Annotated in this window: 14 protein-coding genes; 10 read left to right on the top strand and 4 right to left on the bottom strand. The window is 37.9% G+C overall.

The window, feature by feature from the left end; genetic code table 11:
* Window positions 1–33 precede the first annotated feature (33 nt).
* Together J2S78_RS12575 and J2S78_RS12570 are read right to left on the bottom strand one after the other, a co-directional pair.
* The gene (locus J2S78_RS12575) at window positions 34–858 is read right to left on the bottom strand and encodes an ABC transporter permease (RefSeq protein WP_306899064.1); all 825 of its coding nucleotides are present in this window, start codon (window positions 856–858) and stop codon (window positions 34–36) included.
* 30 nt (window positions 859–888) lie between these two features.
* A complete protein-coding gene (locus J2S78_RS12570; protein WP_306899060.1) occupies window positions 889–1,821 on the bottom strand; it encodes an ATP-binding cassette domain-containing protein in 933 nt (310 codons plus the stop codon).
* Window positions 1,822–1,928: 107 nt separating this feature from the next.
* Here J2S78_RS12570 and J2S78_RS12565 point away from each other — a divergent pair, with 107 nt between their 5' ends.
* Window positions 1,929–2,387: a MarR family winged helix-turn-helix transcriptional regulator gene (locus J2S78_RS12565; RefSeq protein WP_306899058.1), complete on the top strand. Its 459-nt coding sequence runs from the start codon at window positions 1,929–1,931 to the stop codon at window positions 2,385–2,387.
* 65 nt (window positions 2,388–2,452) lie between these two features.
* Here the strand turns inward: J2S78_RS12565 and J2S78_RS12560 are convergent, their stop codons facing one another.
* Complete coding sequence (locus J2S78_RS12560) at window positions 2,453–3,283, bottom strand: methyl-accepting chemotaxis protein (protein ID WP_306899056.1); 831 nt, start codon at window positions 3,281–3,283, stop codon at window positions 2,453–2,455.
* Between the two features lie 222 nt (window positions 3,284–3,505).
* On the opposite strand from J2S78_RS12560, the gene J2S78_RS12555 reads away from it, so the two are divergent.
* The 4 genes from J2S78_RS12555 (at window position 3,506) to J2S78_RS12540 (ending at window position 7,066) form a co-directional block, all read left to right on the top strand.
* Window positions 3,506–4,264 (top strand): SDR family NAD(P)-dependent oxidoreductase, encoded by a 759-nt coding sequence (locus tag J2S78_RS12555; protein ID WP_306899054.1) that lies wholly within the window; start codon window positions 3,506–3,508, stop codon window positions 4,262–4,264.
* 520 nt (window positions 4,265–4,784) lie between these two features.
* Complete coding sequence (locus J2S78_RS12550; RefSeq protein WP_306899053.1) at window positions 4,785–5,588, top strand: HAD-IIA family hydrolase; 804 nt, start codon at window positions 4,785–4,787, stop codon at window positions 5,586–5,588.
* Complete coding sequence (locus tag J2S78_RS12545; protein WP_306899052.1) at window positions 5,588–6,790, top strand: sn-glycerol-1-phosphate dehydrogenase; 1,203 nt, start codon at window positions 5,588–5,590, stop codon at window positions 6,788–6,790. Before J2S78_RS12550 ends, J2S78_RS12545 begins: the two co-directional genes overlap by 1 nt.
* A gap of 96 nt (window positions 6,791–6,886) precedes the next feature.
* Window positions 6,887–7,066, top strand: a complete 180-nt coding sequence (locus tag J2S78_RS12540; RefSeq protein WP_306899050.1) for a hypothetical protein — start codon at window positions 6,887–6,889, stop codon at window positions 7,064–7,066.
* A gap of 135 nt (window positions 7,067–7,201) precedes the next feature.
* Here the strand turns inward: J2S78_RS12540 and J2S78_RS12535 are convergent, their stop codons facing one another.
* Window positions 7,202–8,305 (bottom strand): GntR family transcriptional regulator, encoded by a 1,104-nt coding sequence (locus J2S78_RS12535; RefSeq protein ID WP_306899600.1) that lies wholly within the window; start codon window positions 8,303–8,305, stop codon window positions 7,202–7,204.
* Window positions 8,306–8,617: 312 nt separating this feature from the next.
* On the opposite strand from J2S78_RS12535, the gene J2S78_RS12530 reads away from it, so the two are divergent.
* From J2S78_RS12530 to arfA, 5 genes are all read left to right on the top strand, one after another.
* Entirely contained in the window at window positions 8,618–9,964 is a 1,347-nt protein-coding gene (locus J2S78_RS12530; protein ID WP_306899048.1) for an ABC transporter substrate-binding protein, read from the top strand.
* 89 nt (window positions 9,965–10,053) lie between these two features.
* Window positions 10,054–10,989 (top strand): carbohydrate ABC transporter permease, encoded by a 936-nt coding sequence (locus tag J2S78_RS12525; RefSeq protein ID WP_306899046.1) that lies wholly within the window; start codon window positions 10,054–10,056, stop codon window positions 10,987–10,989.
* Window positions 10,990–10,996: 7 nt separating this feature from the next.
* Entirely contained in the window at window positions 10,997–11,842 is an 846-nt protein-coding gene (locus J2S78_RS12520) for a carbohydrate ABC transporter permease (RefSeq protein ID WP_306899044.1), read from the top strand.
* Window positions 11,843–11,873: 31 nt separating this feature from the next.
* On the top strand, window positions 11,874–12,509 hold the full coding sequence (locus tag J2S78_RS12515) for a YesL family protein (RefSeq protein ID WP_306899043.1): 636 nt from the start codon (window positions 11,874–11,876) through the stop codon (window positions 12,507–12,509).
* A 78-nt stretch (window positions 12,510–12,587) separates the two neighbouring features.
* Window positions 12,588–14,099, top strand: a complete 1,512-nt coding sequence (arfA, locus tag J2S78_RS12510; RefSeq protein ID WP_306899041.1) for an arabinosylfuranosidase ArfA — start codon at window positions 12,588–12,590, stop codon at window positions 14,097–14,099.
* Window positions 14,100–14,118: the final 19 nt, after the last annotated feature.

The raw sequence follows: 14,118 nt of genomic DNA, 5'->3' as shown, positions 1-14,118 counted from the left end.
AGGTCGCCCTAATTGCATAGAGGCGACCTTTTGTTATGCGTTTGAACGTCGGAAGCTGAGAGTGGCGAGCAGTACGAGAATGGTTGTAAATCCAAGCATAAACAGGACTTCCTCAAAAACCGTGATGCTGCGTCCGAAAATAGATAAGTTAAGTCCCATAGCTTCACGCACAGCAGGAGTTAGCGATTCTACGTCAATCATAACTTTTTTCATTACGTCGACGCCGTATGTGACGGGATTTATTTTGACTATAATATCCATCCAACTAGGCATGTTACTGACTGGAAAAAGAGCACCGGACAAAAAAACCATCGGCATAACAAGTAACTGTACAATCAATTGAAATCCCTGGGTTGATTTAAGAAAACTAGCAATTAATAGACCGACGGATGAAAGCGCACAAGCTAATAAAAACATAAACGGTAATACTTGCAGTAGTGAAGTGATATCGTAACTTATTCCGAGAAAAGGTATTAAAAGAAACATCATTATTCCTTGCAGGAAAGCGACGGTGGATGCTCCGAGCATTTTCCCGATCGCTATGTTTACTCTAGATACAGGGGAGACCAATATTTCTTTCATATAACCGAAATCTTTATCTTCTATAATAGATAAAGAAGAAAATACGGACGTCATTAATAAAGTCATAGCTACAATGCCGGGAAATACAAATTGGACGTATTGAAAATCCGTTTCTCCTTCCATCCCCCCGCCTATTAGATTTTCCATTGTACCGCTCATACCGCCGCCAAATATTAACAAAAATAAAATAGGCATCGTAAATGAACCAAATAAGCGGGCTCTATCTCTAAAAAACTTTTTTACATCGCGCTGCCATATCCCAATTATTCCTTCCAATGGAAGTCCTCCTATACAAAAGCAGAATCCTCAATTTTCTTCGTGCTGAATCGTTCGTCCAGTGAATGCGAGAAATACATCATTCAGAGTAGGTTTTCGTATATTCAATCGTGTAATTGGTACGTCAAGCTGTTTAATAAAATCAGAAATGAAGTCATCACTATTGGCAACTTTCATTTGAATCGTGTCGTCTTGAATGGTTACATCTGCTTCGGAAATGTTTTCATTTATTTCTTGAAGTGCCTGGTCATTATCTTTAGTGGATAATTCGATGATATCTCCGCCTAGACTCTGTTTTAACTGAGCGGGACTGTTTATGGTAATTATTTCTCCGTGATCCATAATGGCGATGCGGTCGCTAATTTCTGCTTCGTCTAAATAGTGGGTTGTCAGAAACATAGTGATGCCTTCTTTTCTTTTTAATCGTAATATATATTCCCAAATATGGGCTCTTGTTTGTGGATCGAGTCCAACGGTTGGTTCGTCTAAAAATAAAACTTTCGGATAGTGTAGAAGGCCGCGTGCAATTTCGAGCCGACGTTTCATTCCACCGGAAAATGTTTCTACCTTTTTAGATTTATTATCAACGAGATCGACGATTTCTAGAACTTCTTGAATCCGTGCCTCCCTTTTTTCTTTTGGTACCTTGTAAAATTTACAATGAAGCATTAAATTTTCGCCAGCGGTCAATTTTTCATCGAGTGTATTTTCTTGAAAAATAATTCCGATACTTTCGCGGACTTTATTTTTCTGTTTTGTGACATTGAACCCGTTAATGTCTATCGAACCACTGCTTGGAGCGAGCATCGTGCAGATCATATTGATCGTAGTACTCTTTCCTGCTCCATTTGGTCCAAGGAAACCGAAAATTTCCCCTTGCTTCACTTCAAAGTTCACATCCTTGACGGCATGTGTATCCTTATAATGTTTATTTAACTGGCTGACTTCAATGATATTATTCATTCTGTCACCTGCTCATCTAGATTAAAAATTATAATTAGTTATGTTATCATAACTTTATTATCATGATATTTGTTAGTTCTGTCAAACGTCAGATATGGAGGTATCATATGAGCGAATGGAGTCATAAGAACATAGCTAAAAACCTTCTGTCTATATTTCCATTAATTAATAAAAAATTATTTCCAACTTCAAAAGTAACTCAACAAAGTGATTTAAATATTACCCATTTTTTTATTTTAAAAACGTTAGGGGAAAACGGAGATTTAACATTAACGGAAGTGGGAAAAAGGTTAAGTATACTGAAATCAAATTTAACCCCTTTGGTGCAAAAGTTGGAAAAAAAGGAGTTTGTCACTTTAGTTCCTGCTCAAAAAGATAAAAGGTTAAAATATTTACAGTTGACTGATGGTGGGGTGGCATATTTAAAAGAACACCAATCGCTACTGGAAAATGAAATTCAAATACGTCTTGGTGAGTTGGAGGACTACGACTTACAAAAACTAAACGAATCCGTATTTCAGCTACAAGAAGTCATCTCAAAGTTAGATAATGAAGAAAATAAGTGAGGGTAAGAGGAGCGGGGCAGTGTTCATTCACTGTCCCGCCTTTATTAGTGTATGATGAATGGTGATTAATTTTCGTAGCTTACTATTTTTTCGGTAAATTTCTTCATATCTTCCGTTGCTTTATTTAACTTTTCCATTTCTTCCATGAATTCTGTGACAAGCTTTGCTTCTTCTTGAGAAGAGTTGGCGATTTCACTAAAATCTGTGTACATGCTTTCAATCGACCCTTTTATTTGTTGGAGAGCATCTTCAACATTGGCAGTAGCGTCCTTCGTGTCTGTTGACAGCTTACGTACTTCGTCGGCAACAACACCAAAACCAGCTCCGTCTTTTCCTACTCTGGCAGCTTCAATTGCAGCGTTAAGTCCTAATAGATTGGTTTGTTCAGATATTCCTTTGATAACCCCTGTGATGTTTGTAACATTAGATGATTTTTTTACGGCTTCATCTGCATTTTGTGAGATTTGGTTACTGGTTGCAGAAAGTTCTTCAGAATGGGCAGCGATATGTTGAATCTTATCTACAAGCCCGTTGGAGATGCCTTGAATGTCCCCGATAATAGTTGTGAGTGTATCTTGATTTTTCGTACTTATTGCCGCATTTAATCCGCCTACTAATGTCCCGTTTTCATCTTTTATTGGAATAGAGACAGATTCAAACGGAACACCGAATTCTTCTTCTGGAACTTTGACAACGACTGTTTTCGTACTATCAACCATTTGAAAGTTTTGATATTTCGGTGGAAGAGGATCTCCTTTTTTGTGCTTGAAGTCCAAGTCTTTACTTGGGGCATAGAAAACATATTTTTCATGGTCAAATATTGTAATCATTACTTCTTCGCGCATGATTTCTTTTATATATGGGACCGCTGTAATCAGTGAATCAAAAATATTCAATATAAATCCTCCTAAGAATATATCCATAATAATATAACTATTATACTAGTAAATAAGTATATATTTTCAGAGAAAAAAACACAATTATTTTCCGTATATTGAGCAATTAAGGTAATATGGTCCTAATAATAAGGAAGGACATTCAGCTATAAGTTTTTTTTATAGATTTTTCATTTCTTATATAGGATAATAGTTGTGTAGATATAGAAAGGGGTATGAAATATGAGTGATTATAATAATAAAACAGCTATTATTACAGGTGGAGGAAGTGGAATTGGTAGACAAACCGCACTTTCCCTAGCCAGAAAAGGGGCTAACGTCACAATAGCTGATATTTCAGAAGAAGCAGGGGAAGAAAGTGTACGATTAATTGAAGAATTAGGAAGAAAAGCGATTTTTGTTAAAACGGATGTAAGTAATCTAGAAGATGTAAAAGCATATGTGAAGAAGACAAAGGAAACTTTTGGATCGATTGACATGTTCTTTAACAATGCTGGGATTGAAGGAAAAGTGACGCCTCTTGCTGATTATCCAGAAGATATTTTTGAAAAAGTAGTTGATATTAACTTGAAGGGAGCGTTCTATGGACTGAAATATGTCATTCAGGAAATGCTCCAAAATGGAGGCGGGGCTATTGTAAACACTGCTTCTAATGCAGCGCTCGATGGTTCACCAGGTGTCAGTCCGTATTCAGCAACGAAACATAGTATTGTAGGGTTAACAAAAACAGCAGCTGGAGAATATGCGAGTCAAAATATTCGTGTCAACGCTATAGCACCTGGTCCTACTGCAACAAATATGATGGATCGTTTCACGCAAGGATCAGAGGAAGCGGCAGATCAGGTTAAATCAGGAATTCCAGCGAATCGCTATGGAACACCCGAAGAAGTAGCTAACCTTGTAACATTTTTGCTTGGAAGTGATGTGAACTTTACAAACGGAGCTGTTTTTCCAATTGACGGAGGTATTACTTCTGTGTAACATCACCGTTTATGAATGAGGTTGGGACAAAAGAAAAATATGCGGTAGTAAACACGAATGTCTTGCGCTGGTCAAGAGCTGCATATTAGCGGAGCCAAAATGCTTCGACTCCTGCAGGAAAAGCACGTGTCTCGAGACCCCGCAGGCAGGGGTTTTCTGCCGAGGGCCCGCAGGATGCGGGTCAGATCGGCGTTGGTACAGGACGTGCCGCTTTTAGCCGATCTTTCTCTTTTCGAGCCGTGCCCGCGGCAAAGGAGACACGGTGATCCGCAGGGAGCCGATGTCGCTCTTGTGCTCTGGAGTGAAAGCGAAGTATTTTGGCGCAGCGATTTGTCTTAGGAACGAAAAATGCCGAACGATTTTGTAAAATCGTTCGGCATTTTTCTATCTTATAAAGGTTTAGTCCCAGCCCATTATTTATTAGAATATTCGTTTGACATGAAGTGAAATTGACAATTTCTGTTGATGGAAATATACTTAACTTATACGTACAAGTTTTCTTGTTTAGTAGGGGGCTTACATGAAAAATCTTGAGGAAATCAAGGGTGTGTTGATCGATATAGACGGAACAGTGTTTAGAGGAAATCATCTAATAGAGGGCGCAAAAGAAGTTATCGAAGAATTGCGGACGAATGGGAAAAAGATTCTATTTTTCAGTAATCGTGGAAATATTTCGAGAAAAATGGCCACAGATAAATTGATGAAGGCTGGAATTTCTGCTGAAAAGGAAGAAATTATCTTATCGTCATATGTCGCAGCTCAATTTTTACGTACGAATTATCCAACAAAATCAGTCTGGGTGCTTGGGGAAATTGGGCTTATAGAAGAGCTAGAAGAAGCCGAGGTTCAAATAGCTAAAAAACCAACAGAAGCAGACTTGCTAGTTGTTTCACTACATGAACAACTAACGTATGCAGATTTAAACGATGCCTTTAAAGCAGTTCGAGCGGGAGCGCGTATCATAGCTACAAATAGTGATAAATCTTTTCCTGCGGAAACGGGTGAGGCGATAGATGTTGGTGGAATACTGGGGGCGATAGAAAGCGCAACGAATAGACGTGCAGATGTCGTAGTCGGAAAACCTTCACATTTCATGGTAGATGAGGCGATGAAACAATTGCGCTTGGAACCTGAAAAATGTGTGATTATTGGAGATAGTTTAGGTTCTGATATGGCAATGGGTGAGTTATTTGGTTTCACAACTGTTCTCGTATTGACTGGCGGGACGAACAGAGAGCAGGCAGAAAGTTATAGTGGCTGCTTGGACTTTATTCTCCCGTCAATTGCGTCACTCTGCAATGCTGATCTAAAGGAGGAAATGTGATGGTAAAAAACGATTTGATTTATAAGCTTGAAAAAGAATGTTTATCCGGCCGTTCTATACCAATTGATCATATGGAAGTGGAAAAAGAAAGTCTTCGCCGAGTTCCAGCTTTTATTAAAGAAAAAGACTACCAACAATTGATGCTCATTATGGATAAAAATACAAAAGAAGCCGCAGGAAATAAGCTTATGGAGTATTTGAAGGAAGCAAAAATAGATGTGGAGGTTATGGTTCTTCCAGAGGATCGCCACGGGCATGCAATAGCAAATGAAGAAACCATGATGCAAGTGTTTGTACATACTTCCCCATCTGTCGATTGTTTTTTAGCGGTAGGGTCTGGAACAATTCATGACATCACTCGTTTTGTCAGCAGCAAAATGAAAGTGCCGTTTATCTCTATTCCGACTGCAGCTTCTGTTGATGGCTTTACTTCAAGAGGGGCTCCGATTATTTTACAAGGTGTGAAAAAGACGGTTCAAACTAGTAATCCCGTTGCTGTTTTTGCTGATTTGAATGTACTTAAGGAAGCTCCTAGAAAAATGACGGCTGCTGGTTTCGGAGATATGATTGGGAAAGTAACCTCAATCTTAGATTGGAACATTTCTTACCTGGTAGGTGGGGAACCGTACAATGAATTAGCAGCAAACATTACAAGACAGGCTTTGAAAAAATGCGTGGAACATATTGATGAACTGGAAAAGAACGAAGAACATGGAATTGAAGTGTTAATGGAGGCATTAATTCAATCTGGGTTGGTCATGCTTGCCCTTGATTACTCGAGACCGGCATCTGGGGGCGAGCATCACTTGTCTCACTATTGGGAGATGGATTTATTGAAAAAAGATGAAAAACAATTATTACACGGTGCTAAGGTGGGGGTAGCGACTGCCATCATCAGTGACTTATATAAGAGCTACTTACAAGAACCAGCTCTTTTAGCATTAACGGAGCACCCAGAATGGAAAGAACGACTGCTGGAATATGGAACCACTATACAAGAACAAGTTGAGCAAATGCCTGATTCCGATGAAATAAAGGGTTGGTTACAAAAAGCAGGTGGGCCAGTTGATCCGAAAGAAATGGGGATTAGCGGGGAACTGGTTCAAGCAAGTTTAAATGAAGCATATCATTTAAGAGATCGTTGTACGGGTTTAAAATTAATAAATGTTTCAACACAGAAAAATACGGTATATCCTATATAAATAAGGTTGTTTTCGTAAACTTTACTGATTTTTTCAACAAGGTTTTTAACAAACAAGTTTGTATAGTATACTTTGAGTAAAAGAGGTTGAGAAATTATGAAGAAAAATTATACTTCTGCGTTTATATTGTTAGGTGGTGCATTCATTCTTGGTGGACTCGCCTTAAAAAATATCTTTGAATATTCATCGGTTGTAGGCTTTGGTTTAGGAACAGTCTTTCTACTGTTTTCTGCGTTTTTTGCAGGCAAGAACCAAGACAACCCACAGTCACAGTGATTTCAAATACTGTGGCTGTTTTTGTCTCCTCAGCCTTACCCGCTTTCAACAATTCTTATTATCAAAAAAAGAAAGCAGCCGTTATGATTATTCATTGCGGCTGCTGCGATTTATGGTAGTTTTTTGGAGTCTTTGTTAAATCTTAAGTGTATCTGTTTCCGGACGCGAGGTAGAATGTCTTAAAACAAGTTCAGGTTCGTAAACAACTGATTTTGATTTACCATCCGGCTGATTTTCAATAAGATCTACGATGATACTAGCTGCATCTTCTCCCATTTTCATCTTAGGATGTTTCATGGAAGTGAATTTAATTTCGGTAGCTTCTGTAAAGTGTGAATCATCGAAACCTATGATAGAGAGGTCTCCAGGAACAGAAAGGTTTTTTTCTCGTATAACATTTAATATTTGAATAATCAATTCATCGTTGTAGCAGACAATAGCTGTAGGTCGATTTGTATTATAAGAGAGTAATTTTCTTACTTCTTCTATAGGTTTTTCAAATTTCTCTGAAGTAGAATACGTAATAATCCGATTCGGGTCTACAGGCACTTGATGCTGGCGGTGAGCCTTCAAAAAGCCCTTCATTCTGCGGCTTCCTTGAATATCGTCATTTTTAAAAATACCTATAATATCACGGTGCCCTAATTCAATTAAGTGTTCTGACTGGATAAAGCCTCCTCGTTCATCGTCCATTACGAGATAGACAGGCTCTAGCTCTTCATAATAAGCATTCATCATAACATAAGGGATATTTTGATTTTCTAGGTTCAAATAGTAATTAATATTGGGGTTAGTGAACGCACTTCGAGTTGGTTCTACAATAACGCCTTCTACATGTTGACTCAAAATATTTTCGAGTGCTGTTTTTTCTTTTTCCAAATCATTATTTGTACTGAAAAGAATGACATTGTATCCTTTTTCACTTAAATAGCTTTCTGCGCCTCGAATAATATAAGGAAAAATGTAATCAGAGATATAGGTAGTAATAATTGCGATACTTTTTCTGGATGGTTGTTGTAACATTTTGGAGCGGTCGGCACAAAAAGTACCGACACCATGCTCACGGTACAACCATCCTTCACTTACAAGTTCGCCAATTGCTTGTCTTATGGTGTGGCGACTTACATCAAAATATTGGACTAACTCATATTCCGAATTAATTTTTTGATGGGCTTGAAAAGAACCATCTAAAATTTTTGATTGAATGTATTGTTTCACGTTTTTATATTTGGGAGTCATATTCCACCTCACTGAGAGCCTACTTGGATTTATTATAGTATAACATGCTTGAGCGTACAACCTGAAATGTAATTTCAGTAAAAGAATAAAAAGTTTCTACATTATGTTACTTAAGTTGATAATTATTGATAAGATTTTTAAAATCTTTGAGAAAGCGGTTGCAATTATAGTTAGGGTGTGTTTTAATATAAATATCTTATACGTACAAGTTTGCATTTGTTATAACTATTAAATTAGTTGTACGAACAAAACAATTTGTATGTACCGATTATTGTTGAAATTTTCATAATAATATTAAGAGGGGGAAGAAAAATGAAAAAATTTGTTGGTTTAGCTCTCGTGCCAATCCTTTTTATAACAGGTTGTGGCGGAAATGATGGAAGCGGAGGAGAAGAAGCTGGTGGTGACGCCGAAGAAACGGAAGTTATCGGGGGAGATGCTGAAGACGCTACTGAATTGACTTTTTGGACGTTTAACGAACAACATATTGGAATTTATCAACCGGCTGTAGAACGTTGGAATGAAAATAACCCCGATAGGCAAATCGAATTAACTGCAGAAGTTTTTCCTATTGATCAAATGAATAATAATTTGCGCTTGGCATTACAGTCAGGAGAAGGGGCACCAGATATAGCTGATATAGAAGTCAGTCATTTTGGAAGTTTTCTTGAAGGTGAACCACAGTTTGAATCTATGAATGATCAAGTAGAGCCTGTGCTAGATGATATGGTTACTGGAAGACTCGACTTATATTCTAAAGATGATAACTATTATGGGCTACCTTATCACGTCGGGGCATCTGTTATGTATTATAACGAAGAAATTATGGATGAAGCTGGTGTAGATATTGATTCGATAGAAACGTGGGACGATTATATTGAAGCTGGTAAACAAGTCACTGAAAATACAGATGCAATGATGACAACCATTGAAACAACGGACCAATTCACGTTTTGGCCGCTCATTGCTCAACAGGAATCAGATTACTTTAATGAAGATGGAGAAGTTACTTTAGATAACGAAACAAACGTTGAGACATTACAGTTTATGAAGGACTTAATTTACGAACACGAAATTGCAGAAACAGCTCCTGGCGGTGATCACCATGAGGAACAATACTATGGCTATATGAATGATGGAGGGGCTGCTTCACTGTTAATGCCGATGTGGTATATGGGAAGATTTATTGACTACATGGAAGACTTAGAAGGGAAAATGCAAGTTCGACCTCTTCCAAAATGGGAAGAAGATGGAAATAGAACAGCAGGAATGGGCGGTACAGGTACTGTTGTCACAAATCAAACAGAAAATCCTGATCTAGCAAAAGAGTTTTTGGCTGAAGCGAAGCTTACGGAAGAAGGAAATATTGATCTTTGGACAGAGTTAGGGTTCGATCCACCAATGCACTCAGTGTGGGATAGCGAAGAAGTAGGAGAATCAAACCAATATTACGAGTATTTTCATGATGATATTTTTGACATGTTATTGGAATTAAATGATGAAGTAGAAGGATTGAATATCACTCCAGAAACTTCAGATGCAACAAATGAAATTAATACGAACGTGTTAAATAATGCCATAAGACAAGAAAGCAGAACGCCGCAAGAGGCACTTGAAGAGGCGGCAGATTCAGTAAGAAGTGGAATGTCTGATGAATAATGGAAGGTGTGAAGCAAAAGAGGATACGTCCTCTTTTGCTTCCTTCCCTATTACTTTAAGTCAGAAAGAAATGGAAGGAGGACATTTATATGGAACCATCCACCTCTACTGATACACAAAGAGTAAGGAATAAACGTCCCTCAAAACTTACGGCATTTTTAACTTCAAGGAAAATAGCACCTTATGTGTTTGTTACGCCCTTTGTTATTTCTTTTTTACTGTTGTTTTTATATCCAATGATTCAAGCGTTTGTTATGAGTTTTCAACAAGTGCTGCCGGGTCAAACAACATTTATAGGGTTTGACAACTATGAACGTTTACTTAACCCAACGTTTTACAGAGCTCTTCTAAATACAAGCGTGTACGTGTTGTTTACTGTTCTTATTCTCGTTGCCGCACCAGTTGTTTTAGCGGTATTTCTAAATAGTAAACTATTGAAGTTCAAGAACTTTTTTCGAGCGTCATTATTTGTACCGGCTTTGACTTCTGTCATTGTAGCAGGTGTTATTTTTAGAATGATGTTTGGTGAGTCAGATTCAGCTGTGGCAAATGAAGTTTTAGGTTTTTTCGGTATATCACCTATTGATTGGAGATACGGTTCTGTATCTGGGATGTTTTTAATGGTTTTATTGGCTTCATGGCGTTGGATGGGGGTAAATATTCTCTATTTTTTAGCTGGTCTTCAAAATGTTTCTGATGAATTATACGAAGCAGCGGATATTGATGGAGCTAACCCTATTCAAAAATTCTTTTATGTCACGTTACCATCATTAAAACCTGTGGTTATTTTTGTGTCTACTATATCAATAATTAACGGCTTTCGAATGTTCGAAGAAAGTTTTGTATTTTGGCAGGCAAATTCTCCCGGGAATATAGGATTGACTGTAGTAGGTTATATTTACCAGGAAGGAATATCGCAAAATGATATGGGATTCGGGGCAGCAATAGGAGTTGTACTGATGCTTATCATTTTCATCGTGAGCATTATTCAGCTCAAATTTGTCGGAGCATTTAAGGAGGATTGAGAAGGCAATGACTACAGAAAAAAAAGAAAAATGGGTGTCTATACTCATCACAACAATATTTGCCATAATTACCCTAATTGCCTTGTTCCCTATTATATCTTTGCTTATCGCTTCATTACGTCCAGCATCAGACCTAATGCGAGAAGGGTTATCCCTATTTTTTAACCCAGCGGAATTAACTTTTAGTAACTACCTTTCCATATTTTCAGATAATGGACAGCAATATTGGAGATGGTACATCAACAGTATTTTAATTAGCAGTATGTTAATAGTTTTGTCCCTTTTCTTTTCCTCTATGGTTGGTTATGCGCTGGCTATGTACAATTTCAAAGGGAGGAATGTACTCTTTGTTCTTGTATTGTTCATTCTAATGATCCCATTTGAAATATTAATGCTTCCATTGTACCAACTGATGATTACGTTGGGGTTAATAGATTCCTATTTAGCAGTAATGCTACCGCTTATTGTAGCACCTATCGCTGTATTCTTTTTTAGACAATATTGTATTGGACTTCCGAAAGAACTTATGGAGTCAGCTAGAATAGACGGATGTACGGAGTACGGGATATTCTTCAAAATTATGGCTCCGTTAATGGGTCCCTCTTTTGCAGCAATGGCTATATTGCAAGGTTTGACAAGTTGGAATAACTTTTTATGGCCACTATTAGTGTTAAGATCGAGCGATATGTTCACGCTGCCGATAGGACTTGCTACATTGCTTACGCCTTACGGGAATAACTATGAACTACTGTTTTCAGGCTCGGTATTGACCATTGTGCCTATCATTATCTTGTTTTTGTTTTTCCAAAGATTCTTTATTTCAGGACTTACAGTTGGCGGAGTAAAAGGTTAATCATAGATGTAACAAAGATGGAGGTGTTCATATGATAGATGGAGCCGTTGCAAAGATTGATGATGCATTCAAATGGCTTTCCAGATTAGCATTGTTAAATTTGTTATGGTTGCTTTCAAGTTTGGCAGGATTATTTGTACTTGGAGCATTTCCGGCTTTGACAGCTATGCTGGGAGTAACTAGAAAATGGATTCTTGAAAGTGTAGAAATACCAATTGCTAAAACATTTTTTAAACAATTCAAAAATGATTTTTGGAAAGCCAACGCGATTGGGTGGCTATTGATATTAGGAGGTTCCATTTTATATTTTAACTTCGAGTTGCTGTTGAATTTGTCTATGGATTTCTCCGTTGTTGTTATCTTTGCTTTTTACTTCGTGATTATGTTGTTTGCGATTGTAGCTATTAATATATTTCCACTGTATGTACACTACGAGGCTTCCGTTTCTAACCAGTTTAAAAATGCTTTCATTGTTGGAATTGTTCGTATGCCAATTACATTAGCGTTATTTATATTGGTAGGAGGAATGGTTTATTTAGGTGCAATAATGCCGACGGTTGTACTGTTCTTTTCCGGAAGTTTACTGAGCTATACTGCGATGAGACTTACATTATTTTCAGTGAAGAAAGTTGAGTACCAAGCAAGGGCCATGGAAGATACTGTTTAATAAGTGTTGGAGAAAGTAAAAACATGTTGTTTGAACCTTTGAAAATTGGTTTAAAACAGTTCAGAAAGTAGGGGGAAAATGGCTAAAGAGTTTACAAATGCAAAAATGGTTGTAGATAAGGATTTTAAGGTATCGGAAATTGACCCACGAATTTACGGATCGTTTATTGAACATCTGGGCCGGGCGGTATACGGCGGTATTTTTGAGCCGGAACACCCTGAAGCAGATGAGCACGGATTCAGGCAGGACGTGTTGGAATTAGTAAAAGAACTTCAAGTTCCAATTGTACGGTATCCAGGAGGGAATATGGTTTCCGCTTATAATTGGGAAGATGGGGTTGGACCGAAGGAAGATCGGCCGAAGCGATTAGAACTTGCGTGGAGAACCATTGAAAATAACCAAGTAGGAACAAATGAATTTGCAGATTGGGCAAACAAAGCAGGAACAGACGTTATGATGGCGGTTAACCTTGGTACAAGAGGAATTGACGCTGCCCGAAATCTTTTAGAATATACGAATCACCCAGGCGGAACATATTATAGTGATTTGCGCAGGAAGCATGGGTATGAACAACCTCATAACATTAAAACTTGGTGTCTAGGTAACGAAATGGATGGTCCTTGGCAAATTGGTGGAAAAACTGCGGAAGAATATGGACGTTTGGCATATGAAACAGCTAAAGCTATGAAGCTAGTGGATCCTTCCATCGAGTTAGTGAGTTGCGGCAGTTCGAGTGCCGATATGCCAACGTTTCCGCAGTGGGAAGCAACAACATTGGATCATACTTATGAATTTGCAGACTACGTATCTCTACACCAATATTATACGAATTACGAGAATGACACCCCTAATTTTCTAGCACGATCAATGGAAATGGATCATTTTATAAAAACAGTTATTTCGACTTGCGATTATATTAAAGCAAAAAAACGTAGTAAAAAGACAATCAACCTAAGTTTTGATGAGTGGAATGTGTGGTTCCATTCGACGGCGGATGATGAAAAAATGGAACCTTGGCAAGTTGCACCACCACAGCTTGAAGATGTGTATACGTTTGAAGATGCTGTATTAGTTGGAAGTTTGCTGCATACGCTGCTTAAGCACTCGGATCGTGTAAAAATGGCTTGTATGGCTCAATTGGTCAATGTGATTGCGCCAATTATGACAGATAATGGTGGAAAGGTTTGGAAACAAACGATTTTCTACCCTTACTATTATACCTCAGTGTACGGTCGTGGTATTGCGTTAGATCCAGTTGTGGATTCCCCAAAATATGATAGTAAAGACTTTACCGATGTGCCGTATTTAGATACTTCTGTTGTGTACAACGAAGAAAAAGAGGAACTTGTCGTATTTGCGACAAATCGTCATATGGAGAACACTTTAAAAGTAGATTGTGATATACGTTCTTTTGAAGGGTTCCGTGTGATAGAACACGTAGTATTGGAAAATGATGATCCAAAGGCTGTGAATACAGCGAATCAAACAAATGTAGCCCCTCATAATAAAGGAGAATCTCATACAGAGGGAAGTATATTGCGCGGCATTTTGCCAAAGATGTCATGGAATATGATTCGTTTACGCAAATAATCAATAAACAAAGAGGAGT

The sequence above is a fragment of the Salibacterium salarium genome (assembly GCF_030813635.1).
Classification (GTDB): Bacteria; Bacillota; Bacilli; order Bacillales; family Marinococcaceae; genus Salibacterium; species Salibacterium salarium.
This window is presented reverse-complemented; position numbering and strand designations above follow the sequence as displayed.

Excerpts from the sequence above, each read along its gene's own strand:
- J2S78_RS12570 (WP_306899060.1), bottom strand. The coding sequence starts at position 1,821 with ATGAATAATATCATTGAAGTCAGCCAGTTAAATAAACATTATAAGGAT.
- J2S78_RS12565 (WP_306899058.1), top strand. The coding sequence starts at position 1,929 with ATGAGCGAATGGAGTCATAAGAACATAGCTAAAAACCTTCTGTCTATA.
- J2S78_RS12555 (WP_306899054.1), top strand. The coding sequence starts at position 3,506 with ATGAGTGATTATAATAATAAAACAGCTATTATTACAGGTGGAGGAAGT.
- J2S78_RS12550 (WP_306899053.1), top strand. The coding sequence starts at position 4,785 with ATGAAAAATCTTGAGGAAATCAAGGGTGTGTTGATCGATATAGACGGA.
- J2S78_RS12545 (WP_306899052.1), top strand. The coding sequence starts at position 5,588 with ATGGTAAAAAACGATTTGATTTATAAGCTTGAAAAAGAATGTTTATCC.
- J2S78_RS12540 (WP_306899050.1), top strand. The coding sequence starts at position 6,887 with ATGAAGAAAAATTATACTTCTGCGTTTATATTGTTAGGTGGTGCATTC.
- J2S78_RS12535 (WP_306899600.1), bottom strand. The coding sequence starts at position 8,305 with ATGACTCCCAAATATAAAAACGTGAAACAATACATTCAATCAAAAATT.
- J2S78_RS12530 (WP_306899048.1), top strand. The coding sequence starts at position 8,618 with ATGAAAAAATTTGTTGGTTTAGCTCTCGTGCCAATCCTTTTTATAACA.
- J2S78_RS12525 (WP_306899046.1), top strand. The coding sequence starts at position 10,054 with ATGGAACCATCCACCTCTACTGATACACAAAGAGTAAGGAATAAACGT.
- J2S78_RS12520 (WP_306899044.1), top strand. The coding sequence starts at position 10,997 with ATGACTACAGAAAAAAAAGAAAAATGGGTGTCTATACTCATCACAACA.
- J2S78_RS12515 (WP_306899043.1), top strand. The coding sequence starts at position 11,874 with ATGATAGATGGAGCCGTTGCAAAGATTGATGATGCATTCAAATGGCTT.
- arfA (WP_306899041.1), top strand. The coding sequence starts at position 12,588 with ATGGCTAAAGAGTTTACAAATGCAAAAATGGTTGTAGATAAGGATTTT.